The sequence below is a fragment of the Microbacterium sp. SA156 genome (assembly GCF_049065455.1).
GTDB classification, from domain to species: Bacteria; Actinomycetota; Actinomycetes; order Actinomycetales; family Microbacteriaceae; genus Microbacterium; species Microbacterium barkeri.
The window spans coordinates 1-24,004 of sequence record NZ_JBAKGU010000010.1 but is presented as its reverse complement, the minus strand read 5'-3'; the positions used below and the strand labels follow the sequence as shown (position 1 = coordinate 24,004).

Here is a 24,004-nt window from a genome sequence, read left to right as displayed (position 1 = left end):
AGGCCGGAGCCTCGGCGTCGGGTACTGAGCTTAGGCTACCCTAATGCACCCGCCGCCCGTGCATCACCCCCGCGGGGTGGGAGGGAGCGCGCGCCCCTGTGCGAACTCCGCCATGAGGTGCGCGACGACGGCGCGCAGGTCTCCGCCCGTCGCATCGGCGACCGCGGCCTGCCGTGCGTAGCTCGCTCCGCCCTCGAGCATGTCGCCGATGCCCGCGAGCTCGGCCGCGCATCCGAGCTGCTCCGCGATGGGGAGCAGATCATCGAGCGCCTCCGCGAGATGGTCCCGCACCGGCCGCTGCGCGCCCGACCGATCCACGACGACATCGGCGTCGAGTCCGTACCGCGCGGCCCGCCACTTGTTCTCGCGCACGTACCAGGGCTGCAGGACGAGAGGGGTCCGCCCGGAGTCGAGTGCGCGCGAGAAGGCCTCCACGAGCGTCTGGGTGAAGGCGGCGACCGCGGCGAGCTCGGCGGCCGTCGACATCCCATCGCACACCCTCACCTCGACCGTGCCCCAGCGCGGCGCCGGGCGGATGTCCCAGCGGACCTCGGTCTCGTCGGCCATGACCCCCGCTCGCGTCATGTCGTCGACGTACCCCTCGAAGTCCGACCACGCGTCCAGCTGCCAGGGGAGCCCCGCGGTCGGCAGCTGCTGGAAGACGAGGGCGCGGTTCGAGGCGTACCCCGTGCGCTCGCCCGCCCAGAACGGGCTCGACGCGGAGAGGGCCTGGAAATGCGGGAGGAACGTCGTGAGCGCGCCGACGATCGGCATGACCTTGGCGACGTCCTCCACGCCGACGTGCACGTGCACGCCCCAGATCATCATGTTGCGCCCCCACCACTGCGTGCGCTCGATGAGGGAGTGATATCGCGTCTTGTCGGTGACGGTCTGGTCGTACCACTGCGCGAACGGATGGCTCCCCGCCGACAGCAGCGCCACGCCGAGCGGGTCGGCGTGGGCGCGGACGACGTCGACGGCGGCGGAGATGTCGTCGAGGGCCTCGGCGACCGTCGTGCCCACGCCGCTGGTCACCTCGACCGTGTTGGTCAGGAGCTCGCCGGTGACCGTGAAGCGCTCGCGCTCGGTCGCCGCGGCGAGCGCGTCGACGATCTCGGGCCCGCGCCCGACGAGCTCGCCGCTGTCGCGATCGGCGAGCATGAGCTCCCACTCGACGCCCACGGACGAGCGGGCGGAGCGGGCGAAGCGCAGCGTCATGCGCTCAGCCTCGCACAGACGACTCGCGTGGCGGATGGTTCGCGCCTCGGTGCGTCATCTGGCAGAATGGAGGGTCGGACCAGCTGCTCGACCCTCTATCCAGCAGCCGGACCACCCTCAGAGCTTCCGCCGGCGTGCACCCCACGCGCAGGGCGACGTTCGATCCCTCTTCACCACACAGGAGAATCGTGGCTGTCAAGATCCGTCTCAAGCGCCTGGGCAAGATCCGTGCGCCCTACTACCGCATCGTCGTCGCCGACTCGCGCACCAAGCGCGATGGTCGCGTGATCGAGGAGATCGGCAAGTACCACCCGACCGAGGAGCCCTCGTTCATCGAGGTCGACTCGGAGCGTGCGCAGTACTGGCTCTCCGTGGGCGCTCAGCCCACCGAGCAGGTCCGCGCCATCCTCAAGATCACGGGCGACTGGGGCACGTTCAAGGGCGACAAGGACGCCAAGAGCACGCTGAAGACCGCCGAGGAGAAGGCCGCGTACGCGCCCGACTCGTCGAAGAAGTCGGTCGTCAAGCCGCAGGCGCCGAAGAAGGCGGAGGAGCCCGCCGAGGCTCCCGCCGCCGAGGCCGACGCCGAGTCGGCAGAGTAGTCGTCGTGCTGGCTGCCGCGCTCGAGCACGTCGTCAAGGGGATCGTGGATCACCCGGACGACGTGAGGATCGTCGCCTCGTCGTCGTCGCGGGGGGATGTGCTCGAAGTGCACGTCCACGCGGATGACCGGGGGCGCGTCATCGGGCGCGGCGGCCGCACGGCCAAGGCTCTTCGCACCGTGATCTCGGCGCTCGCCGACGGACGGCGCGTGCGCGTCGACGTGGCGGACGACTGATGGCCGACCGGTCCGGCTCCGCGAAGAACCAGCTGCGCGTCGGGCGCATCCTCAAGGCCCACGGCCTCAAGGGCGCCCTCAAGCTCGAGCTGTACACCGACGACCCCGACGGACGATTCGTCCCGGGAGCCTCGTTCGCCCTCCAGGTGCCCGAGCAGTCGAAGTGGCACGGCCGCTCCGTCACGGTCCGCGAGTTCCGCTGGATGAACTCCGCCCCCGTCGTGTTCTTCGAGGGCGTCGACGACCGCGACGAGGCGGAGAGCCTCGTCCGCGCCATCCTCTGGATCGACCAGGACGACGACGCCGAGCAGCCCGAGCCGGACGCGTGGTACGACCACCAGCTCGTGGGCCTCGACGTCGTCCGCGACGGCGTCTCGGTCGGCCGCGTGGCGCGCGTCGACCACCTCCCCGCACAGGATCTCCTCATCGTGAAGTCCGGCGAGCGCGAGGTGATGGTCCCGTTCGTCTCGGCCATCGTCCCCGAGGTCGACATCGCCGCGGGGCGCATCGCGATCACGCCGCCCGCGGGGCTCTTCGAGGACCTCGCCGACGACGACGCCTCGACGGAGAGCGCGCCCGCGTCGGAGTGACCTGAGGCGCGCCGCGCGCGGCGCCTCACAATCGGCCTGCGCCGCCCGTGCGGCGAACGTCACGACGGGGAAACGGCGCGGGAAAGGGAGCGGAACCTCCCTCGCGCATCATCGGTGCATGCCCTCACGCACCGTCTGCTCCTACTGCGGCGTGGGCTGCGGCATCGTCGTCGAGACGCGGCCCGACGCGTCGGGCCGCGCGGCGGTCGCGACCGCGTCGGGCGACCGCGCGCACCCGACGAACCGCGGCCGCCTCTGCACGAAGGGCGCCACGCACGCCGAGCTGATGGCGGCGCCCGGGCGCATGACGACGGCCCTGCTGCGGCCCTCGCGCGGCGCCGACGCGGTGCCCGTGCCACGGGACACCGCGATCGAGGAGGCGGGACGACGCCTGCGCGCGATCATCGACGAGCACGGCCCCGACGCCGTCGCGGTCTACGTCTCGGGCCAGATGTCGATGGAGGCGCAGTACCTCTCCAACAAGCTCGTCAAGGGGTGGATCCGCGGGATCCACATCGAGTCGAACTCGCGGCTGTGCATGGCCTCTGCCGGGACCGGCTACAAGCAGTCCCTCGGCGCGGACGGGCCTCCCGGCTCGTACGAGGACATCGACCGCGCCGACCTCTTCCTCGTGATCGGATCGAACACGGCCGACTGCCATCCGATCCTCTTCCTCCGGATGGCCGACCGCCTGAAGGCGGGCGCGCGCCTCATCGTCGTCGACCCGCGCCGCACGGCCACCGCCGACCGGGCCGACCTGTTCCTCCAGATCGCGCCGGGGACCGACCTGGCCCTGCTCAACGGCCTGCTGCACCTGCTCGTCGCGGAGGGCGCGATCGACGAGCGGTTCATCGCCGAGCACACCGAGGGGTGGGACGCGATGGCGCCCCTCCTGGCCGACTACCCGCCCGACGCGGTGGCGCGCATCACGGGCCTCGCCGAGGAGGACATCCGCACGGCCGCCCGCTGGATCGCGGAGGCGGGCGAGTGGATGACGCTCTGGACGATGGGGCTCAACCAGTCGACGCACGGCACGTGGAGCACGAACGCCATCTGCAACCTCCACCTCGCCACGGGCGCGATCTGCCGTCCCGGCAGCGGCCCGTTCTCCCTCACGGGCCAGCCGAACGCCATGGGCGGGCGCGAGATGGGCTACATGGGGCCGGGTCTCCCCGGACAGCGTGCGGTCTTCAGCGCAGAGGACCGCGCGTTCGCGGAGGGGATCTGGGGGCTCGAGGCGGGCGCGATCCGCGCGGAGTCGGGCACGGGCACGATCGACATGTACCGCGACATGGCGGATGGCCGGATCAAGGCCGCGTGGATCATCTGCACGAATCCGGTCGCCTCCGTCGCGAACCGCGACACGGTCATCCGCGCACTCGGGGCCGCCGAGCTCGTGATCGTGCAGGACGTGTTCGCGCAGACCGCGACCGCCGCGTACGCCGACATCCTCCTGCCTGCGACGCTGTGGGTCGAGTCGGAGGGCGTGACGGTGAACTCCGACCGGACGCTGACGCTCGTCCAGGCGGTCGCGGACGCGCCGGGCGATGCCCGGCCCGACTGGCAGACGATCTGCGACGTCGCACGCGCGATGGGGTACGAGCGGGGGTTCGCGTTCGCGTCGGCGGAAGAGGTCTTCGACGAGATCCGGCGGTTCTGGAACCCGCAGACGGGGTGGGATGTGCGCGGCATCGACTACGCGCGACTCCGCGGCGGGCCCGTGCAGTGGCCGTGCCCTCCCGAGGACGCCGCCGACCGACACCCGATCCGCTACCTGAACGACGGCGTGAGCCAGCGCCCGCACACGGCGTCCGACGGCACCACGCCGCGTCTGGCTTTCCCGACGCCGTCGCGGCGCGCGCAGTTCCTGCCGCGGCCGCATGTCGCGCCCGCCGAGATGCCCGACGACGCGTTCCCCTTCGTGCTCAACACCGGACGCCTCCAGCACCAGTGGCACACGATGACGAAGACCGGGCGGATCGCGAAGCTGAACCGGCTGAATCCGGGCCCGTTCGTGGAGATCCACCCCGCGGATGCCGAGGAGCTCGGAATCGGCGACGGCGACGAGCTCGAGGTCGCGTCACGGCGCGGGCGCTTCGTCGCGCCCGCGGTCGTCACCGACCGCGTGCGCCCCGGCGGCCTGTTCGCGCCGTTCCACTGGAACGACGAGCACGGTGAAGACCGCACCGTGAACGCCGTGACGAGCGACGCGGTCGACGCCGACTCCCGCCAGCCCGAGTTCAAGATCGCCGCGGTGTCGGTGCGCCGGATCGCGCCGGCCGCGTCCGCCGCTCCCGCTGCGCCGGAGGCGACCGCGGCGCCGGGCCTGCCGGCCTTCGCGGTCGCGGCGCCCGAGCCAGCGCCCGCCGAGCAGGTCTACCTCGCCGGCTTCCTCTCGGGGCTGGCCTCGACCCCGCCGCCGGCCGGGCTCGTGCCGGTGCTGCCCGCGACGGCTCCGCTCTCCGACGACGTGCGCGCATGGTTCGACGGGGTGCTCGCGGGCGTCTACTCGCGCGTCCCGGCGGCGCGCGCCGAGCCGACGGGACCCGAGGTGACCGTGCTGTGGGCGTCGCAGACGGGCAACGCCGAGGAGTTCGCGCACGCGTGCGTCGCGGCCGTCGCCGAGCGCGGCATGCGCGGGCGGCTCGTCGGGATGGACGCGTTCCGCGCCGCGGACCTGGCCGATGTCGAGCGCCTCCTCGTCGTGACCTCGACCTTCGGCACCGGGGGGCCGCCGGACAACGGCTCCGCCTTCTGGGATGAGCTGCGCGGAGAGGACGCGCCCCGGCTGGACGGCCTGCCGTACGCCGTGCTCGCGATGGGCGACTCGACCTACGACGACTTCTGCGGGCACGGGCGCAGCATCGACCAGCGCCTGCGCGAGCTGGGCGCGGTCGCGCTCGTCGAGCGCGTGGACTGCGAGCCGTTCGACGATCTCCCCGCGGCGCAGTGGCTCGAGCGGGCGCTCTCCGCGATCGCGGGAGCCGAGGCGCCGCCGGCGGCGGCACCCGCTGCGCCCGCACCCGCTCCCGCGGCGCCGTTCACGCGACGCAACCCGCTCGGCGCGCCCCTCGCGCTCAACGTCCTGCTGAGCGGAGACGGCTCGCAGAAGGAGGTCCGGCGCATCGGGTTCGACCTCGCCGAGGCGGGCGTCTCGTACGAGGCCGGCGACGCGCTCGGCGTGGTGTGCGACAACGCCCCCGAGGTCGTCGCCGACTGGCTCGACGCCGCCGGGCTCGACCCGGCGGCGGTGGTGCACGTCGACGGGCAGGACCAGCTCTTCGAGCACGTGCTCCGCACGCGGTTCGACATCACCCGGATCGGGCCGGACCTCCTCGCCTTCGTGTCCGAGCGCAATCGCGACACGACGCTCGCCGCGCTCCTGCGCCGCGACAGCCGGCACCGCCTCGAGCAGCACCTGTGGGGCATGCACGCGGCCGACCTGCTGCGGGAGTTCCCCGTGATGGCCGCTCCCGAGGAGTGGGTCGAGGTGCTCGGGCGGCTCGCGCCGCGGCAGTACTCGATCTCGTCGAGCCCGAAGGAGGGGCACGGCCGCGTCGAGCTGACGGTGTCGGTGGTCCGCTTCCGCACGGACGACGACCGCGCGCGCGGCGGCGTGTGCTCGACCTTCCTCGCCGACCGGGCGCAGGAGGGCGCCGTGCCGATCTACCTGCAGCGCTCGGCCCACTTCCGACCCCCGGCCGACCCCGCCGCTCCCATGATCATGATCGGCCCTGGCACGGGCATCGCGCCCTTCCGGGGCTTCCTCCACGATCGACGCGCCGACGGGCACACGGGGCGCAACTGGCTGTTCTTCGGCGAGCAGCACGAGGCGACGGACTTCTACTACCGCGACGAGCTCGTCGGCATGCACGAGGACGGCTTCCTCACCCGGCTCGACACCGCGTTCTCGCGCGATCAGCGTCAGAAGATCTACGTGCAGGACCGCATGCGCGAGCACGGCGCCGAGCTGTGGCGCTGGCTCCAGGAGGGCGCGAGCGTCTTCGTCTGCGGCGACGCCGAGCGGATGGCCAAGGACGTCGACCACGCGCTGCTGGAGATCGCGCGGGTGCACGGCGGCCTGGGCGAGGACGACGCCCTGCAGTTCAAGAAGGAGCTGACGGCGGACCGCCGGTACGTGCGCGACGTCTACTGAGCGCGGATACGACGATGGCCCGGTCTCGAGACCGGGCCATCGTCGTATCCGCGCGGAACTCAGATGCGGTGACGCGCGAGCGACGCGCGCGGCACGGCGTACACGAGCGCCGTGATCGCGAGCAGCGCGGCATAGAGGGCGATGAAGCCCCAGAAGGCGAGCGTGTAGCCGCCCGTCGCGGCCTGCGAGGCGTTGAGCACCTGGGGGATGACGAAGCCGCCGTAGGCGCCGATCGCCGAGATGAGCCCGAGCGCCGCCGAGGCCTTGCGCTGGGTGCCGACCGAGTGCGCCTCTCCGGCCGTGGCCGCGCCGCGCGCGGCGAAGATGCTCGGGATCATCCGGTACGTCGCGCCGTTGCCGATGCCCGTCGCGAGGAACAGCACGAGGAAGCACGCGAGGAAGATCCAGAAGCTCCCGAGGGGGAGGGTGAGGATGAGCGCGAGCGTGGCGGCGATCATGAGCGCGAACGCGGCGATGGTCATCCGCGCGCCGCCGATGCGGTCGGCGAGCCGGCCGCCGTACGGGCGGGCGACCGATCCGACGAGCGCTCCGAGGAAGGCGAGCGTGAGCGACGCCGAGCCGACCTGGAAGGTCGAGAACGCGGGGAACTGATCGGCGATGAGCTTGGGGAACACGCTCGCGAAGCCGATGAACGAGCCGAACGTGCCGATGTAGAGGAGTGCCATGAGCCACAGGTGCGGCTCGCGGAGCGCGGCGGCCGCGCCCGCGACGTCGGCCTTCGCCGTCGAGAGGTTGTCCATGAAGCGCCATGCGCCCCACATCGCGACAAGGATGAGCGGAACCCACATCCATCCGGCGAGCTGGATGTTCAGCGTGCCGGCCGCGCCGAGCGTCACGACGATCGGGACGAGCAGCTGCGCGACCGACGTGCCGATGTTTCCGCCCGCGGCGTTCAGGCCGAGCGCCCAGCCCTTCTCCCGCTGGGGGAAGAAGTAGGTGATGTTCGCCATCGAGCTCGCGAAGTTGCCGCCGCCGACGCCCGCGAGCGCGGCGACGAGGAGCAGCACGCCGAACGGGGTGTCCGGGTTCTGGACGACGATCCCGAGCAGGATCGTCGGGACGAGCAGGAGCCCCGCCGACACGATCGTCCAGTTGCGGCCGCCGAAGCGCGCGACCGCGAAGGTGTACGGGAAGCGCAGCGTCGCGCCGACGAGGCTCGGCAGGGAGATGAGCCAGAACTGCTCGCCGCTCGCGAGCGCGAACCCGGCGCTCGGCAGCATCACGACGACGATGCTCCAGAGCTGCCAGACGATGAAGCCGAGGAACTCGGCGAAGATCGACCATCCGAGGTTGCGCCGCGCGATGCGCCGGCCGGTGCTCTGCCAGAACGCCGGATCCTCGGCGTCCCAGCCGTCGACCCAGCGGCCGGGGCGGACGACGAGAGACGAGGCGGATGAGGGGAGGGTGGTGCTCTCGGGGGTGGTGCTCGTTGGCGTGGCCATGGCGTCTCCTGATGAGAGGTCCGACAGCGGAAAGGGATGCGCCTCCGACGCTAGGGGGCGCATGTTTCCGCGTGCGGGGGAGGCGGTGACGGACGCATCACCGTCCCGTCACGCGCCGCGCCCGGCCGCGATGATCGTCGTGTGACATGCCGGAAACACGGCTCCGGCGCTCCTAGACTGGGGGGATGCGCATCGACATCGTCACGATCTTCCCGGCGTTCTTCGATGTGCTCGACGTCTCCCTCATCGGCAAGGCGCGCGATCGCGGGCTGCTCGACCTGCGCGTCCACGATCTGCGCGATGCGACGCACGACCGGCACCGCACGGTCGACGACACGCCGTACGGCGGCGGGGCCGGCATGGTCATGAAGCCCGAGCCGTGGGGCGAGATGCTCGACGACGTGCTCGGCGACGACGCGGTGCTCATCGTCCCGTCGCCCGCGGGGGAGCGGTTCACGCAGGCCGTCGCGCGCGAGCTCGCCGACGAGCGCCAGCTCGTCTTCGCGTGCGGGCGCTACGAGGGGATCGACCAGCGGGTCATCGACCACTACGCCGAGCGCGGTCGCGTGCGGCTCGTGAGCCTCGGCGACTACGTCCTCAACGGGGGCGAGGTCGCCGCGATGGCGATGATCGAGGCCGTCGCGCGGCTCGTGCCGGGGGTCGTCGGCAACCCGGAGAGCCTCGTGGAGGAGTCGCACGAGATCGGGCTGCTCGAGTACCCGATCTACACGAAGCCCGCCGTCTGGCGCGGCCTCGAGGTGCCGCCCGTGCTGCTGAGCGGGAACCACGGTGCGGTCGACGCCTGGCGCAGGGAGCAGAGCATCGAGCGGACGCGCCGCATCCGCCCCGACCTCCTGCCGGACGAGCTCCGCGCGGGCGAGTAGCGCCGCGAGGCGGCCCTACCGAGCCGCGCCGTCGCGCCACTCCGCGGCGAGAGCCGCGACGAGGCGCACGGCAGCCTCCGCCTCGTCGGCGGATCCGCCGCGCCGTCCTGCCGCGAGGCCCGCGAGGAAGGCGCTCACGGGCGCGGCCGGCCGCGCGACGTCGTGGGCCACATCACGCGCGAGGTCGAGGACGAGCGCGATCGAGACCTCCTCGCGCGGCAGGTCGAGCCGCTCGCACACGGCGTCGACCCAGGTGTCGAGTGCCTCCGGAGGGAGGGTCCGGTCAGTGGTCTCGGTCATGGTGCCGCCCTTCGCCGCGTGCCCGCTCCAGATCCTGCCAGGTGTCGACGTCGGCGACCACTCCCTCATGCGCGCGGACGACCGAGATCGAGAGCTCGGCGATGAGCTCGCGGAACGACGCACCGGCGACGGGGATGCGCTTGGCGCGCTCGCGCAGCGCGCGCGTGCGGTAGCGGCCCACGAGCCACTGCGGACGCCCGCTCTCGTCGGCGAGGCACACGCCGTCGCCCGGGGGCAGGAGCGCCGCCGCGTCGTCGAGCACTCGGACCGCCTCCTCGACGCGAGGGAGGTCGGTGGCGAGCACGAGCACGCTCTCGGCGTCGACATGCGGCAGCGCGGCGGCCACCGCGGCGACGGGGCCGCCGTGCTCCGGCTCCTCGCGCACCCAGAGGACGCCCTCGACTCCCGGACGCGGAGGGCCCACGACGACGACCGGGGCGCAGCCCGCGGCGGCGTCGAGCGCGCGGGCGAGGAGGGAGCGCCCATCGACGTCGAGCAGGGGCTTGTCGACGCCGCCGAGCCGGGACGCCCGCCCGCCCGCGAGGAGGATGGCCGCGGTCATGCCGCGGGCAGGAGCGCGAGCGCGTCGCGGTACCGCTCCGCCACGATGGCCGCGACGCGGCGGTCCGCGCCGAGCGGCGCGGTCACGACGTCGGCGCCGGCCTGGCGCACGAGGTTCGCGAAGAAGCCAGGCGCGAGGACGTAGCTCGCCGCGATGACGCGCGTTGCACCGGCCGCGCGGGCGGCCTCGACGGCGTCGGGGATGCGCGGATCGGCGCCCGCCGCGTACCCGATCGTCACGGGGACGGGCAGCACGCGACGCAGGCGCGCGGCGACCCCCTCGACATCGGCGACCGAAGCCGGGTTGGTCGATCCCGCCGCCGCGAGCACGACGTGATCGCCCTCGCGTCGGCCGGCCTCTGGCGCGTCGGCCTCGTCGAGTCGGGCCTCGAGGACGAGCGCGAGCAGGTCGTGGGGCCCGAGCGCCGGGGCCTTGACCACGTGCGGGAACGGCGCCACGGCGCGCGCGATGTCGACCTCGGTGTGGAACCCGGTCGAGAGGAGGAGCGGGACGACGACGGCGGGCGCGTCGGCTGCCACCCGGGCGACGACGTCGCCGACCTCGGGCTCCTCGACGTCGACGAACGCCTGCTCGACGCGCACATCCGGCAGGAGCGTGCGCACCTCGTCGACGAGCGCCCGCACGGCCTCGCGGCCCTCCTCGAAGCGGGTGCCGTGCGAGCACGCGATGAGCGTCGTCATTCCTGGTCCTCCACGTTGAGACGATAGCCGCGCTTGACCACCGTCTTGATGACATCCGGCACCCCGAGCGCCTCGCGCAGGCGCGCCACGGCCATCTCGACCGCATGCGAGTTCTGGCTCGAGCGCGGGAGGGCGTGCTGCAGCTCGGCGCGCGTGACGACCGCGCCGCGCGCGCGGAACAGCATGTCGAGCACGTCGATGCCCGTGCGCGAGAGCGGCACGAAGCGCCCCTCGATCACGGCGCCGCCGCTGCGCAGCTCGAAGCGGCCGGCGCTCGTCTGCGCGTGCGGGGCACCGCCCGCGCCGAAGTAGGCGACGACCGTGCGCACGAGGGAGCCGAGCCGACCCCGCTCGGCGACGACGGGGTGGAGCCGCGCGTCCTGCAGGGGGCCGGCCGTGATCGGTCCCACGGCGGCGAGGAGGAGCCGGCCCTGGGCTGCGCGGTCGCGGATGTCCTCGAGCGCGTGCGCCGCGGAGGCCGCGGCGACCCACTCGGCCGCGCCCGGCGCGGACGTGAAGAGCACGGCGTCGACCTCGCCGTCGCCGGCCTGGATGACCGACCGCAGCACGACCTGGGGGTCGGGCGGCGGGCCCCATCGGTACACGGTGAGGCTCACGACGTCGGCGCCGTGGCTCTCGAACAGCTCGTCGAGGCCGTCGGCGCCCGATCCATGGTGCTGCACGGCGATCCTGCGCCCCTCGACGCCCTGCGTCACGAGGTACTCGCCGAGCTCCGCGGACGTCTCGGACTCCGCGACCCAGTCCGCGGTGAAGCCCGCCTGCTGGACCGCGCCGCGCGCCTTCGGGCCGCGCGCGACGATCTGCGCGCGTGAGAGGGCGGCCGCGAGCTCGTCGGCGAGATCCGCCTCGAAGGCGGCCTCCATCCAGCCGCGGAAGCCGACTCCGGTCGTGGCGACGACGATGTCGGGCGGGTTGGCGATGAGCGCGCGCGTCGCGTCGACGAGCGCCTCGTCGTCGATGTGGGAGACGATCGTCACCGCGGGCGCCTGGCGCACCTGCGCTCCGTGGCGCTCGAGCGCGGCGGCGAGCTCGCCCGCGCGACGGTCGACGGCGATGACGACGGTGCAGCCGTCGAGGGCTGCGGAGAGGGGAGGACGTGCGGTCACGTGGTGGTGTCACCTGCCAGCTCGGGTTCGGGGAGGAGGAGGGATGCGCGCGCGACGTCTCCGATGACGATCACGGCCGGGTTGCGGACCCCCGCGGCGCGTGCATCGGCGACCGCGGCGGCAAGGGTCGTGCGTGTCGTGCGCTGCTGCGGGGTGTGCCCGCTCTCGACGATCGCCACCGGGCGGTCCTCCGGCACGCCGTGCGCGAGCGCCGCCGCGACGATGCGCGGGAGCGCCGCGACGCCCATGAGGAAGACCGTCGTGACAGCGGCATCGGAGAGCGCGGCGAGCGTCGTGTCGGCGATCTCGCCCTGGCCGTTCACGATGTGCACGGACGCGGCGGTTCCGCGGTGCGTGACCGGGATGCCCGCCGCCTGCGGCACGGAGACGGCGCTCGTCGGCCCGGGGACCACCTCGACCGGCACGCCGGCCGCGAGGCAGGCGGCGAGCTCCTCGCCGCCGCGGCCGAAGACGAACGGGTCGCCGCCCTTCAGCCGGACCACGCGGCGCCCTGCCTGCGCATGCGCCACGAGGAGCCGGTTGATCTCGTCCTGCGGCACGGGATGGTGGCCGGGGCGCTTCCCCACATCGATGACGAGCACGTCGGGGTCGAGCTCGGGCAGCAGCGCATCCGCCGGGCCGAGCCGGTCGGCGACGACGACGTCGGCCTCGGCGAGGAGCCGCCGCGCCCGCACGGTCATGAGGTCGACGGGGCCCGGGCCCCCTCCGACGAGGTCGACGCGGCCGGCCGCGCCGCCGCGGCGTCGGCGCAGCGGGAGGCGTCCCGAGACGAGGAGCCGCTCGATCGCGTCGCGGAGGCGCGCCGCGCGACCCGGGTCGACCCCGGCGTCGGACATCACGCCGACGACCACGTCGCCCGAGCGCGTGTCGGCGGCGATCCGCGCGGTGCCGTGCGCGCCATCCGATGCGTTGACGCACAGGACGCGCTGCGCCTCGCAGAGCGCGGCCACGCGCAGGTCGACCTGCAGGTCGCCCGTCGCCGTGTGCACGAGCCACGCTCCGTCGAGGTCCTCGCGGCGGAACCGCCGCGGCGCCCAGGGCACGCCGTGAGCCTCCACGAGGTCGCGGACCGCGGGCGAGAGGTCGGGGGCGACGACACGCGGCAGGGCGCCATCGTCGAGGAAGCGCTGGAGCCGCCGCGCCGTGACCGCGCCGCCGCCGACGAGGAGCACGTCGCGACCGGACAGCGAGACGCCGAGCATCGTGGTCATCGGCTCACTCCCATCGGATGTAGACGTCGTCGCCCTGCTGCGACACGGGCCAGACCCGCAGCGAGCGGGGATCCTTGCCCTGCGTGTCGAGGCACGCCCCCGTCCGGAGGTCGAACACCTGCTTGTACATCGGGGACGCGACGGTGGGGGTGTCCTGCCCCGACTCGACGTCCTGTCCGGTCTCGACGAAACGCCTTGTGCCGACGATACCGCGAGACATGACGTGCGCGTCGCTGTACGGGTCCAGGTTCGACACGGCGTGGATGGCGCCGCCGGGCAGGAGGAACAGGGCGATCTGCGTGTCGCCGATGAGCGCGGCGCGGCCGCGCTCGACCTCGAGGTCGGAGACGGCGCACACGCGCACCCAGGAGCGGGCGACGGGGGCCGTCGCGGGATCGGTCTGCGTGAGCGTCATCGACGCACCTCCAGGGTCGTGCCGGCGATGAGGACGCCGCCGGCGGCGCGCTCCTCGGGGCTGGCGGGGCGGATCTGACCGCGTTCCGGCACGAACGCGATCGAGGGATCGGGGGTGTCGGGGGCGTTCACGAAGGACTGGAAACGCTTGAGCTTCTCGGGGTCGCGGAGCGTGGCCGCCCACTCGTCCTCGTAGTTGTCGATGTGCGCCGCCATCGCCGCGTCGAGGTCGGCGCAGATGCCGAGGCTGTCCTCGAAGATGACCTCCCGGAGGCCCTCGATGCCGCCCTCGAGCTCCTCGAACCACGGCGCCGTGCGCTGCAGCCGGTCGGCCGTGCGGATGTAGTACATGAAGAAGCGGTCGATGGCCGTGAGCAGCTCGGCGTCGCTGAGGCCCTCGGCGAGGAGCTGCGCGTGGCGCGGGGTGAAGCCGCCGTTGCCGCCCACGTACATGTTCCATCCCGTCTCGGTCGCGATCACGCCGACGTCCTTGCCACGGGCCTCTGCGCACTCGCGCGCGCATCCCGAGACGCCGAGCTTGAGCTTGTGCGGGGCGCGCAGGCCGCGGTAGCGCAGCTCGAGCTGCACCGCCATGCCGACCGAGTCGAGGACGCCGTACCGGCACCAGGTCGATCCGACGCACGACTTCACGGTGCGCAGCGACTTGCCGTAGGCGTGGCCCGACTCGAACCCGGCGTCGATCAGCCGTGCCCAGATGGCGGGCAGCTGCTCGAGCCGCGCGCCGAACATGTCCACGCGCTGCCCGCCCGTGATCTTCGTGTACAGGCCGAAGTCGCGCGCGATCTCTCCGACCGCGATGAGGCCCTCCGGCGTGACCTCGCCGCCGGGCATCCGCGGGACGACCGAGTAGGTGCCGTCCTTCTGCATGTTGGCCATGACGTGGTCGTTCGTGTCCTGCAGCGTCGCGTTCTCGCCGTCGAGCACGTGGCGGCCGACGAGGACGGACAGGATGCTCGCGAGAGCGGGCTTGCAGATATCGCAGCCGCGCCCCCGCCCGAAGCGCTCGATGACGGCGGAGAACGTGTCGAGACCCGAGACGCGGACGGCGTCGAAGAGCTGCCGCCGGGACATGTCGAAGTGCTCGCAGAGCGCGTTCGAGACGGTCTGCCCCATCTTCGCGAGCTCCTGGCCGACGATCTTCTTGACCGTGGTGAGACACGAGCCGCACGTGGCCCCCGCCTTCGTGCACGCCTTCACCTCGCCAGCGTCGGTGCAGCCGTCGTCGTGCACGGCCGAGCGGATGCGCCCCGCCGTGACGCTCGAGCACGAGCAGATGATCGCCTCGTCCGGGAGGTCGCCACCGGGCGCCTCGACGCCGCCCTCGGGCATGAGGTAGGCGACGGGGTCGGCGCCCAGCGCGCTGCCCAGAAGCGGGCGCAGCGAGCCGTATGCCGACGCGTCGCCGACGAGGATGCCGCCGAGCAGGGTCTTGGCGTCGTCCGACAGCACGAGCTTCTTGTACACGCCGGCCACCGGGTCGGCGTAGCTGACGTCGAGAGCGCCCGGCGTGCGCGCGAACGCGTCGCCGAAGCTCGCGACGTCGACGCCCGAGAGCTTGAGCTTGGTGGAGTCGTCGAAGCCAGGGAAGGTCGCGTCGCCGCCCAGCAGCCGCGTCGCCGCGACCTCGGCCATGGCGTACCCGGGTGCGACGAGGCCGATGCACTGGCCGTCGAAGCTCGCGACCTCGCCGATCGCGAGGATCGACGGGTCGGCCGTGCGGCAGCGGTCGTCGATGACGACCCCGCCGCGCGGGTCCGCGGGGAGCCCGGCGGCACGGGCGAGCTCGTCGCGCGGGCGGACGCCCACCGTGAACACGACGATGTCGGCGCCGACGTAGGAGCCGTCCTGGAACTCGAGCCCCGCGACGTTGCCCGAGCGGTCGGGGTCGAGGCGGGTTGTGCGGGCCTGGGTCAGCACCTCGATCCCGCGCGCCTCGATGAGGCGCCGCAGCGCGTTGCCGCCGGCGAGATCGAGCTGGGCCGACATGAGGCGGTCGGACGACTGCACGACCGTGCAGGCGACCTCGAGGCCCTGGAGCGCTCCTGCCGCCTCGAGCCCGAGGAGCCCGCCGCCGATCACCTTGCCGACGAGCGGCCTGCCCAGCTGCGCCGACCGCGCGGCGACGAAGTCGCGCATGCGCTGCACGTCGTCGATCGTCCGGTAGACGAAGCAGCCGGGGAGATCGGAGCCGTCGACGGCGACCTTCGCGGCGTAGGAGCCCGTCGCGAGGACGAGCGTGTCATAGGGGATGTCGCGGCGCGCGGCGGTCGTGACGGTGCGCTCCGCGCGGTTGATGCGGATGACCGGCTCTCCGGGGAGGAGCTCGACCCGATCGTCGTCGAAGACGCCGGGGTCGAGGGTCAGGTCGTCGGGGGTGGCTCCCGAGAAGAACGACGTGAGGCCGACCCGGTCGTAGGGCAGCCGGCGCTCCTCTCCGAGCACGGTCACGTGCCAGGGGTCCGTCGTGCGGCTGAGGAGGCTCTCGACGAAGCGATGCGCCACCATCCCGGCGCCGACGACGACGATGCGAGAGGGGAGGGGGTCCACGGCGGTCATGGCGGCTCCTGCGTTCGAGGGTCACTTCGAGGTCGTGACACGAACGTAGGAGTGCGGTGTTTCCCGTCTGCGCGGCCCGGGGTTTCCCCGAGCGAACGTTTCGCTCACAACCGCCTGAGCGGCGGATGTGAGGACGGCGTCAGAGGTGCGAGCGGTCCGTCAGGACGATCGGGCCGTCCTCCGTGATCGCGATGGTGTGCTCGCTGTGCGCGCCGCGCGAGCCGTCCGCGCTGCGCAGCGTCCAGCCATCCGGGTCGGTGACGAGCTCGTCGGTGCTCTGCAGGAACCACGGCTCGATCGCGATGACGAGACCCGGCTTGAGCGGGAAGCCGCGCCCGGGGCGGCCGTCGTTCGGGATGTGCGGGTCGCCGTGCATGATGCGGCCCACGCCGTGGCCGCCGAAGTCGGTGTTGATCGAGAGGCCGTCGGCACGCGCGATCTGCGAGATGGCCGCGGAGATGTCGCCCACGCGATTGCCCACCGTCGCGGCGGCGATCGCCGCGTCGAGCGCGCGCTCGGTCGTGTCGATGAGGGCGAGGTCCTCGTCGCGCGGGGTGCCGACGACGAACGAGACAGCGGAGTCGGCGACCCAGCCGTCGATCGAGACCGCGAAGTCGAGCGTGACGAGGTCGCCGTCGCGCAGCGCGTAGTCGTGCGGGAGCCCGTGGAGGACCGCGTCGTTGATCGACGTGCAGATGACCTTGCCGAACGGGCTCGCGCCGAACGACGGGTGGTAGTCGATGTAGCACGACTCGGCCCCTGCCCGGCGGATGAGCTCGTGCGCGCGACGGTCGATCGCGAGGAGGTTCGTGCCGACCTTCGTCTCCTCGCGGAGGGTCGCGAGGGTCTCCGCGACGAACCGGCCAGCCGGCCGCATCTGCTCGATCTCGGCCGGGGTGCGCAGTTCGATCATGGGTGTGTCCTCTCGCTCGAACCTCCATTCTCCCCGATGCGCGGCGAGGGGCGGCACCCGCGGATCGTGGCGCGGGTCCTGGTGTGAGACAATGGGATGTCGTGCTGTGACGACCGCGCCCGTCGGCGCGGGCCGTTTCGCGCTCTGCCGCAGGGGAGCCGAGGGTCCACGGGATCCCACATGCACGTGCGATACCCCATTTTCGAAGGCGGTCGACCTGAGGCGGCCGCAGGAAGAGAACCGTCATGCACATTCTCGACGCCGTCGATGCGGCTTCGCTCCGCTCCGACGTCCCCGCGTTCGGCCCCGGTGACACCGTCAAGGTGCACGTGAACATCGTCGAGGGCAGCCGCTCGCGCATCCAGGTGTTCCAGGGCGTCGTCATCCGCCGTCAGGGCTCGGGCGTGCGCGAGACCTTCACGGTCCGCAAGATCAGCTTCCAGGTCGGCGTGGAGCGCACGTTCCCCGTGCACTCGCCGGTCATCGACCACATCGAGGTCGTCACGCGCGGTGACGTGCGTCGCGCGAAGCTGTACTACCTGCGCGAGCTGCGCGGCAAGAAGGCGAAGATCAAGGAGAAGCGCGAGAACGCCTGATCTCACGCGATCCGAGCAGACACCCCGTGCCCCGCGGCACGGGGTGTCTGCGTTCATGTGAGATTCTGGAGGAACGCCCCCGTCACCTCGGCGGCGCGGACGCGAAGGACCCCATGACGAGCGACACCACGACCGCCGAGCAGCCGGAGCAGCGCGGACGGGGCATCCTCATGTTCCTGCGCGACATCGCCGTCATCGTGGTGGTCGCGCTGGTGGTGTCGTTCCTCATCAAGACGTTCATCGTCCGGTCGTTCTTCATCCCGTCGGCGTCGATGGAGGACACCCTCCAGATCGACGACCGCATCCTCGTGGACGAGCTCACGCCGCTGTGGACGGGCTACGAGCGCGGGGACATCGTCGTGTTCGAGGATCCGGGCGGCTGGCTCGATCCGCAGCCGAAGGCGCCCGAGCAGTCGCCGTTCATGGAGGCCGTCGACGCGCTCCTGACCCTCGTGGGGCTGTCGGCCGGCGATTCGGACGACCACCTCGTGAAGCGCATCATCGGGCTGCCGGGCGATCACGTCGAGTGCTGCAACGCGCTGGGGCAGATCACCGTCAACGGGGTGCCGGTCGACGAGCTCGGCTACCTCAAGCTGCCCGAGGGCGACACCCAGGCCTCGAACGACCCGTTCGACGTCGTCGTGCCGGAGGGTGCCCTGTGGGTGCTCGGCGACAACCGCGACAACTCGCGCGATGCGCGCTTCCACACGGACCAGCCCGGCGGCGGGTTCGTGCCGATCGACAACGTCGTGGGCCGGGTGTTCCTCCTCACCTGGCCGCTCGACCGCTTCGGGACGGTCGACGGGCACCACGAGGTGTTCCGGGGCATCCCCGACCGCGAGGACGAGGCCGAGGAGGAGAAGGCGAGCGCCGCGGGATGACCGTCGTCGCGCCGACCATCGCGCACGAGCGGGCGCTCCTCGCGGAGGCGCCGCTCGTCTTCGCGCTCGACGAGGTCGGGCGCGGCGCCCTCGCCGGGCCCGTGACCATCGGGGCATCCGTCGTGGACGCGGAGGCCGTCGCCTGCACCGTTCCTGAGGGGCTGCGCGACTCGAAGCTCGTCCCCGCCGGACGCCGCGCGGACGTCGCCGACCGCGCGGCCGCGTGGGTCAGGGCCAGCGCGCTCGGCTGGGCGACGGCCGCGGAGGTCGACGAGATCGGGATCATCCGCGCCCTGGGCTTCGCGGCCGTCCGCGCGCTCGCGTCGCTCGAGGAGCAGGGCTACGCGCCCGCGGCCGGGGTCGTGCTCCTCGACGGCAACCACGACTACATCTCGCCCGTGCGCGGCGCGGGGCTCGACATCCGCACGGTGGTCAAGGGCGACCGCGACTGCGCGTCGCTCGCTGCGGCATCGGTCATCGCGAAGGTCGCGCGCGACGGCCTCATGACCGGACTCCACGACGAGCTCCCGGTCTACGAATGGGCCAGCAACAAGGGCTACGCGAGCGCGACGCACCGTGCCGCGATCCGCGAGCACGGTCTGAGCGCGCACCACCGCCGGTCGTGGGCGATCGCCGACGCGCCCGCCCTGTTCTGAGCCGTCCTCGAGCGGCGCGACGCGGCATCCCGGACGCCTAGGATGGGAGGACCATGGATGACGATGTCTTCGAGGATTACGACCGCGAGCTCGAGCTGGCTCTGTTCCGCGAGTACCGCGACGTGGTCTCGCAGTTCCAGTTCGTGATCGAGACCGAGCGCCGCTTCTACCTCGCGAACGAGGTCGACGTCGTCCGTCACGACACCGAGACCGACTTCTACTTCGAGATCACGATGAAGGACGTCTGGGTCTGGGACATCTACCGCTCGGATCGCTTCGTGAAGTCGGTGCGCGTGCTCACGTTCAAGGACGTGAACATCGAGGAGCTGTCGCGCCGCGACTTCGAGCTGCCCGACGAGCTCTCGCTCGACGGCAAGTAGCATCCCCGCGCGGCGACGCCGTCTGCACAGGCGCGCCCCGCGGCGCGCCGTCTCCCCACCCGGCCGTCCGCCGCCGCATCCGGTCGTCCGTCCAGGCAGTCTGCCGTCATGGCACGGAAGGACGACCTCGGTCGAGCGGGCGAGGAGCGCGCGGCGCAGTACCTCTCATCGATCGGGTACGAGATCCTCGACCGCAACTGGCGGTGCGCTGACGGGGAGATCGACATCGTCGCGTGCCGCGGCACACGGCTCGCGGTCGTCGAGGTCAAGACGCGCACGGGCACGGCCTTCGGCCATCCGCTCGAGGCCGTCGACCGGCGCAAGCTGCGTCGGCTGTGGCGGCTCGCGGCGGCGTGGACACGCGCGCACCCCGGAGCGCTGCTCGGCCGATCCCTCCGGATCGACGCGGTCGCGATCGTGGGAGCCGATCCCGGGACGGCCGTCCTCGAGCATCTCGAGGACCTCCGATGACGGTCGCGCGGACGTGGGCGGTCGCGCTCACCGGGCTCACGGGCGAGCTCGTCGAGGTGGAGGCGGACGTCACGTCGCATCAGCCGGAGATCCGGATCATCGGCCTCGCCGACCGCGCGCTCGGCGAGGCCGCGCGCCGGGTCACGAGCGCGTGCGAGAACAGCGGGCTCATGCTCCCGTACCGGCGCCTCACCGTGAACCTGTCGCCGGCGGGGCTCCCGAAGCACGGGACCGCGTTCGATCTCGCGATCGCGGTGACCGCGCTGGCGACCGACGACCGCCTGCGCCGGTCATCGGCGGCCGAGGTCGTGCATCTCGGCGAGCTGGGGCTGGACGGGCGACTGCGGCCCGTGCCGGGCATCCTGCCGGCCGTGCGCACCGCGGTCGCCGCGGGCCGCACCCGGGTCGTGGTCCCCTGGGCGAACCGGGAGGAGGCCGAGCTCGTCGCGGGCGCCGAGGTGCGCGGGGCGATCTCGCTCGCTCAGGTCGCGGCGTGGCACGGCTCCGAGGTGGAGGTGCCGGACGTCCCGCCGATCCCCGGCCCGCCGGCGCCCGAGGCCGACGAGGACGACGTCGACCTCGCTGACGTCGTGGGGCAGCGCGACGCCGTCGAGGCGCTCGTCGTGGCCGCGGCGGGCGGTCACCACGTGCTCATGTCGGGCCCGCCGGGAGCGGGCAAGACCATGCTCGCCCGCCGTCTGCCCGGCATCCTCCCGCCGCTCGATGACGAGGCAGCCCTCGAGGCCGCATCGCTGCGGTCGCTCGCGGGGGAGCGGGTCGTGCGCCTCGACCGGCGGCCGCCGTTCGAGGCGCCTCACCACTCGGCGTCGACCGCCGCGCTCGTCGGCGGCGGGTCGCGCACCGTGCGGCCGGGTGCGATCGCGCGCGCGAGCCGCGGGGTGCTGTTCATCGACGAGGCGACCGAGGCGTCGTCGTCGACGCTCGACGCGCTGCGCCAGCCGCTCGAGCAGGGGCGGATCGACATCCACCGCGCGGGGTTCTCCGCGCGCTTCCCGGCGCGCTTCCAGCTCGTCCTCGCGATGAATCCCTGTCCGTGCGGGGAGTACGGCGTGCGCGGCGGGTCGTGCACGTGCGCTCCGCACATCATCCGCCGGTACGCGCAGCGCCTCTCGGGTCCGCTGCTCGACCGCATCGACATCGATCTGCGCGTCGAGCGGATCGCGAGCATCGCGCAGACGCGCGCGGGAGACGCCATGTCATCGGAGGAGGGGCGGCAGCGCGTGCTCGCGGCGCGGGATCGGGCGCGGGAGCGGCTGTCGGGAACGCCCTGGCGCATCAACGCCGAGGTCCCCGGGACGTGGCTGCGGCGCGGGCCGCGAGCGCCTGACGCCGCGGCGCTGCGGGGGCTCGACGCCGCGCTCCAGCGCGGGCTCATCACCCTGAGGGGCTACGACCGCGTGCTGCGGGTCGCCTGGACGGTCGCCGATCTGGCCGGCAGGGACCGGCCGGACGCGGCGGATGTGGGCAGGGCGCTGTTCCTGAAGAAGGGGGTCGTGGCATGACGCTGCTCGACGACGATCGCGTGCGCCGAGCGGGTGCGCCGCACAGCCGGGAGGAGCCGGCCCGTCTGGCGCGCGCGGTGTGGACCGCCATCGTCGAGCCGGGCGATGGGGCCGCGGGCGCGCTCGTCGCGGCGCACGGTCCGGATGAGGCTCTGCGGATGGTCGAGGCGGGGCTGCACGACGGATCGCTCGCGGAGCTCGGGCTGGGCGCGCAGGCGCTCGCGGCCGCTCGGTCGCGGTGGCAGCCGCGGCTCGACCCCGCGCACGTCGCGCAGGCCCTCGCGCAGGGCGCTCGCGCGGGGCTGGTGCTCGTGACCCCGGAGGACGCGGGGTGGCCCGAGCAGCTGACCGACCTCGGCACGCACGCGCCGCTCGCCCTGTGGACGAGAGGCGACGTGACGGGCCTCTCGCGCATCGCACGCTCGGTCGCGATCGTGGGCGCACGCGCGGCGACGCCATACGGGGAGCACGTCGCGGCCGAGCTCGCGGGCGAGCTCGCGTCCCGCGGCATCGGAGTGATCTCGGGCGCCGCGTACGGCATCGACGGCGCTGCCCATCGCGCGACGCTCGGCGTCGGCGGGCTGACGGTCGCGGTCGTCGCCGGCGGCGCCGACCGCGTGTATCCCGCCGGGCACGCTCGCCTGTTCGCCGACATCGCGCGCGTCGGCGCGATCGTGAGTGAGACGGCGCCGGGCGCGACGCCGACCAAGTGGCGGTTCCTTCAGCGGAATCGGTGCATCGCCGCGCTGAGCGCCGCGACGGTCGTCGTCGAGGCCGGCGCGCGCAGCGGCACGCTGAACACGGCAGGGCACGCCGCGGCGCTCGGGCGGCCGCTCGGAGCCGTGCCCGGACCCGTGACGAGTGCGACCTCGGCCGGCTGTCATCGCCTGCTGCGCGAGTTCGACGCGCAGTGCATCACGTCGGCCGCCGACGTCCTCGAGCTGATCGGCGAGGGAGCCGACGACGCGACCGCTCTGGGCGGTCCATCCGCGGAGGAGGTCCGCGTCCGCGATGCGCTCGCCTCCCGCGCCCCACGCGATGTCGATGAGATCGCACGGCGCAGCGGGATGGCCGTGGAGGCCGTGCAGGCCGCGCTCGGCCTGCTCGAGCTGGCCGGCGCGGTGCGACGGACGGACGGCGGCTGGGTGCTCGCCTGAGAGCCGAGGGTTCCTGCGCTCACGACCCTCCGGCGATCGCCGCAGCCAGCCAGCGGCCGAGCTCTCCGAGACTCGGGCCGTCTCCGTCGCCCCGCGTGCGGTGGGCGCCGTCGAGAAGGGCGGCATCCGGGTGCGGGCCGCCGTTGACGATCGCGACCAGCTCGAGATAGCGGCCCTCGGTCGTGCGGTACTCCTCGTCCTCAAGGGCCTCGAGGGTGAGGCTGTCGACCGTGCGATAGCGCTCGGCGAGCCGTGCGCGGAGGTCGTCGTCGGCCGCGACGCCGAACGTCCCGGCGAGCTCGTCGACCAGCTGTGCGGCGAGGGAGGCCACGTGGGGATCGTCCGCCGCGAGACCCGCCTGGTGAGCGGCCGTGAGCCGGCGCATCAGGTCGGCGCCTGCCGAGTGGATGAAGTCCTGCACGGGAGGCGAGGACATCTCCGGACCGGGGAACTGCGCGTACGTCGCGTGCAGGTAGGAGCGGATCGCCGCGCGGAACCGATCATCCTGCAGGAGCTCCGCGAGGCTCAGCCAGGCGTCGAGCTGCTCGGGGGCCGGGTCGGGCGGCAGCACCGGCCGCACGTCGCGGATGCGCTCGGACGCCTCCTGCGGAAGGCCGGCGGTGACCTCGTCGAGGAAGTCGTCGATGAGCCGCTGACGCTCGGCATCGGGCATCGTCACGAGCCTGCGCAGGAGGTTCGCGCGCTCCGCCGTGCCCTCCTGTCGCACGAGCGCGCGGAGGACGGCGCGCTTCGCGTCCAGATCCGCGGCCCGCGTCTCGATCACGTGGAGATGCTCGGCGAGCACATCCCGCAGCGAGCTCGTCCCGGCGAGCACGCGGCGCACCTGCGGCAGACCGGTCTCGAGGTCGCGCAGCGTGCGGACGAGCTCGAGCCGGGCGATCGCGTCCACGTCGTAGAGGCGATGGCCTCCGTCGGTGGCGTCGGTCGCGTCGACGAGTCCCTCGTCGTCGTAGTAGCGGATGGCGCTGACGCTGAGTCCGGTGCGATGCGCCACCTCGCCGATGGAGGAGAGAGCGTTCTCGGAAGTGTTCATGTCCTCACCCTGAGGCCTCAAGCGGCTTGAGATGCAACCCCGATCTCCCGACAGCGGCTCCTCGCTCTCAGTGCGCGTGCCCGCCGTGCATCTCGCCGTGCGGCACCGCCTGCGTCCCGGGCTCGGTGAGCGACAGGGCAGGCGTCGTGACGGCGGCCACGAGCGTCGCGCCCAGGAGCATGCCGAGGACGGCGCGCGCGGTGTCGCCGCGCCCTGCGAGCCCTGGCTAGCCCGCTCCCGCGAGCGGATGCTCGAGGATGTCCGCCGCCTCGAGGAGATCGGGGTCGATCGTGATCGAGCCGACGTAGTTG

General features: G+C 73.0%; 23 protein-coding genes. 12 read left to right on the top strand and 11 right to left on the bottom strand.

Translation table 11 applies throughout. The features are described from left to right. Window positions 1–63: 63 nt before the first annotated feature. Window positions 64–1,218: a glutamate--cysteine ligase gene (locus ACOWU6_RS10660; protein WP_421075665.1), complete on the bottom strand. Its 1,155-nt coding sequence runs from the start codon at window positions 1,216–1,218 to the stop codon at window positions 64–66. A 188-nt stretch (window positions 1,219–1,406) separates the two neighbouring features. Between ACOWU6_RS10660 and rpsP the strand changes: the two genes are divergently transcribed. From rpsP to ACOWU6_RS10640, 4 genes are all read left to right on the top strand, one after another. Next, complete coding sequence (gene rpsP / locus ACOWU6_RS10655) at window positions 1,407–1,820, top strand: 30S ribosomal protein S16 (RefSeq protein ID WP_271171718.1); 414 nt, start codon at window positions 1,407–1,409, stop codon at window positions 1,818–1,820. Window positions 1,821–1,825: 5 nt separating this feature from the next. Further along, on the top strand, window positions 1,826–2,056 hold the full coding sequence (locus tag ACOWU6_RS10650; protein WP_421075664.1) for an RNA-binding protein: 231 nt from the start codon (window positions 1,826–1,828) through the stop codon (window positions 2,054–2,056). Next, window positions 2,056–2,646, top strand: coding sequence for a ribosome maturation factor RimM (gene rimM, locus ACOWU6_RS10645; RefSeq protein ID WP_282977621.1), 591 nt, complete (start codon window positions 2,056–2,058; stop codon window positions 2,644–2,646). Before ACOWU6_RS10650 ends, rimM begins: the two co-directional genes overlap by 1 nt. Window positions 2,647–2,764: 118 nt before the next feature. Then, window positions 2,765–6,802: a molybdopterin-dependent oxidoreductase gene (locus ACOWU6_RS10640; RefSeq protein ID WP_421075663.1), complete on the top strand. Its 4,038-nt coding sequence runs from the start codon at window positions 2,765–2,767 to the stop codon at window positions 6,800–6,802. A 59-nt stretch (window positions 6,803–6,861) separates the two neighbouring features. Here the strand turns inward: ACOWU6_RS10640 and ACOWU6_RS10635 are convergent, their stop codons facing one another. Continuing rightward, window positions 6,862–8,265 carry an MFS transporter gene (locus ACOWU6_RS10635; protein WP_271171722.1) on the bottom strand — a complete coding sequence of 468 codons (1,404 nt, stop codon included), beginning with the start codon at window positions 8,263–8,265 and terminating at the stop codon, window positions 6,862–6,864. 185 nt (window positions 8,266–8,450) lie between these two features. Here ACOWU6_RS10635 and trmD point away from each other — a divergent pair, with 185 nt between their 5' ends. Continuing rightward, window positions 8,451–9,149, top strand: coding sequence for a tRNA (guanosine(37)-N1)-methyltransferase TrmD (gene trmD, locus ACOWU6_RS10630; protein ID WP_324011417.1), 699 nt, complete (start codon window positions 8,451–8,453; stop codon window positions 9,147–9,149). 15 nt (window positions 9,150–9,164) lie between these two features. On the opposite strand, the gene ACOWU6_RS10625 is transcribed toward trmD, so the two are convergent. From ACOWU6_RS10625 to map, 8 genes are all read right to left on the bottom strand, one after another. Continuing rightward, window positions 9,165–9,449, bottom strand: coding sequence for a DUF6457 domain-containing protein (locus ACOWU6_RS10625; protein ID WP_421075662.1), 285 nt, complete (start codon window positions 9,447–9,449; stop codon window positions 9,165–9,167). Continuing rightward, on the bottom strand, window positions 9,433–10,011 hold the full coding sequence (mobA, locus tag ACOWU6_RS10620; RefSeq protein ID WP_421075661.1) for a molybdenum cofactor guanylyltransferase: 579 nt from the start codon (window positions 10,009–10,011) through the stop codon (window positions 9,433–9,435). The genes ACOWU6_RS10625 and mobA overlap by 17 nt, the downstream gene beginning before the upstream one ends. Further along, entirely contained in the window at window positions 10,008–10,712 is a 705-nt protein-coding gene (locus tag ACOWU6_RS10615; RefSeq protein WP_421075660.1) for a sirohydrochlorin chelatase, read from the bottom strand. Before ACOWU6_RS10615 ends, mobA begins: the two co-directional genes overlap by 4 nt. Then, window positions 10,709–11,839 (bottom strand): uroporphyrinogen-III synthase, encoded by a 1,131-nt coding sequence (locus ACOWU6_RS10610; protein ID WP_271171727.1) that lies wholly within the window; start codon window positions 11,837–11,839, stop codon window positions 10,709–10,711. Before ACOWU6_RS10610 ends, ACOWU6_RS10615 begins: the two co-directional genes overlap by 4 nt. Next, window positions 11,836–13,071 (bottom strand): uroporphyrinogen-III C-methyltransferase, encoded by a 1,236-nt coding sequence (cobA, locus tag ACOWU6_RS10605; protein WP_271171728.1) that lies wholly within the window; start codon window positions 13,069–13,071, stop codon window positions 11,836–11,838. Before cobA ends, ACOWU6_RS10610 begins: the two co-directional genes overlap by 4 nt. A 4-nt stretch (window positions 13,072–13,075) precedes the next feature. Beyond that, a complete protein-coding gene (nirD, locus tag ACOWU6_RS10600; RefSeq protein WP_271171729.1) occupies window positions 13,076–13,486 on the bottom strand; it encodes a nitrite reductase small subunit NirD in 411 nt (136 codons plus the stop codon). Further along, window positions 13,483–16,062, bottom strand: coding sequence for a nitrite reductase large subunit NirB (nirB, locus tag ACOWU6_RS10595; protein ID WP_421075659.1), 2,580 nt, complete (start codon window positions 16,060–16,062; stop codon window positions 13,483–13,485). The genes nirD and nirB overlap by 4 nt, the downstream gene beginning before the upstream one ends. Before the next feature lie 139 nt (window positions 16,063–16,201). Next, window positions 16,202–16,975, bottom strand: coding sequence for a type I methionyl aminopeptidase (gene map, locus ACOWU6_RS10590; protein ID WP_271171731.1), 774 nt, complete (start codon window positions 16,973–16,975; stop codon window positions 16,202–16,204). 245 nt (window positions 16,976–17,220) lie between these two features. On the opposite strand from map, the gene rplS reads away from it, so the two are divergent. The 7 genes from rplS to dprA all read left to right on the top strand — a co-directional run bounded on the left by rplS (window position 17,221) and on the right by dprA (window position 22,639). Continuing rightward, on the top strand, window positions 17,221–17,571 hold the full coding sequence (gene rplS, locus ACOWU6_RS10585; protein ID WP_271171732.1) for a 50S ribosomal protein L19: 351 nt from the start codon (window positions 17,221–17,223) through the stop codon (window positions 17,569–17,571). Window positions 17,572–17,684: 113 nt separating this feature from the next. Further along, window positions 17,685–18,452 (top strand): signal peptidase I, encoded by a 768-nt coding sequence (lepB, locus tag ACOWU6_RS10580; RefSeq protein ID WP_421075658.1) that lies wholly within the window; start codon window positions 17,685–17,687, stop codon window positions 18,450–18,452. Beyond that, on the top strand, window positions 18,449–19,108 hold the full coding sequence (locus tag ACOWU6_RS10575; protein ID WP_421075657.1) for a ribonuclease HII: 660 nt from the start codon (window positions 18,449–18,451) through the stop codon (window positions 19,106–19,108). Before lepB ends, ACOWU6_RS10575 begins: the two co-directional genes overlap by 4 nt. Before the next feature lie 53 nt (window positions 19,109–19,161). Further along, complete coding sequence (locus ACOWU6_RS10570; RefSeq protein WP_271171735.1) at window positions 19,162–19,488, top strand: DUF2469 family protein; 327 nt, start codon at window positions 19,162–19,164, stop codon at window positions 19,486–19,488. Window positions 19,489–19,596: 108 nt separating this feature from the next. Next, a complete protein-coding gene (locus tag ACOWU6_RS10565) occupies window positions 19,597–19,959 on the top strand; it encodes a YraN family protein (RefSeq protein WP_421075656.1) in 363 nt (120 codons plus the stop codon). Beyond that, on the top strand, window positions 19,956–21,482 hold the full coding sequence (locus ACOWU6_RS10560; RefSeq protein WP_421075655.1) for a YifB family Mg chelatase-like AAA ATPase: 1,527 nt from the start codon (window positions 19,956–19,958) through the stop codon (window positions 21,480–21,482). Before ACOWU6_RS10565 ends, ACOWU6_RS10560 begins: the two co-directional genes overlap by 4 nt. Next, complete coding sequence (gene dprA, locus ACOWU6_RS10555; RefSeq protein ID WP_421075654.1) at window positions 21,479–22,639, top strand: DNA-processing protein DprA; 1,161 nt, start codon at window positions 21,479–21,481, stop codon at window positions 22,637–22,639. The genes ACOWU6_RS10560 and dprA overlap by 4 nt, the downstream gene beginning before the upstream one ends. A 19-nt stretch (window positions 22,640–22,658) precedes the next feature. On the opposite strand, the gene ACOWU6_RS10550 is transcribed toward dprA, so the two are convergent. Beyond that, window positions 22,659–23,693: a MerR family transcriptional regulator gene (locus tag ACOWU6_RS10550; RefSeq protein WP_324011399.1), complete on the bottom strand. Its 1,035-nt coding sequence runs from the start codon at window positions 23,691–23,693 to the stop codon at window positions 22,659–22,661. Between the last annotated feature and the right edge of the window lie 311 nt (window positions 23,694–24,004).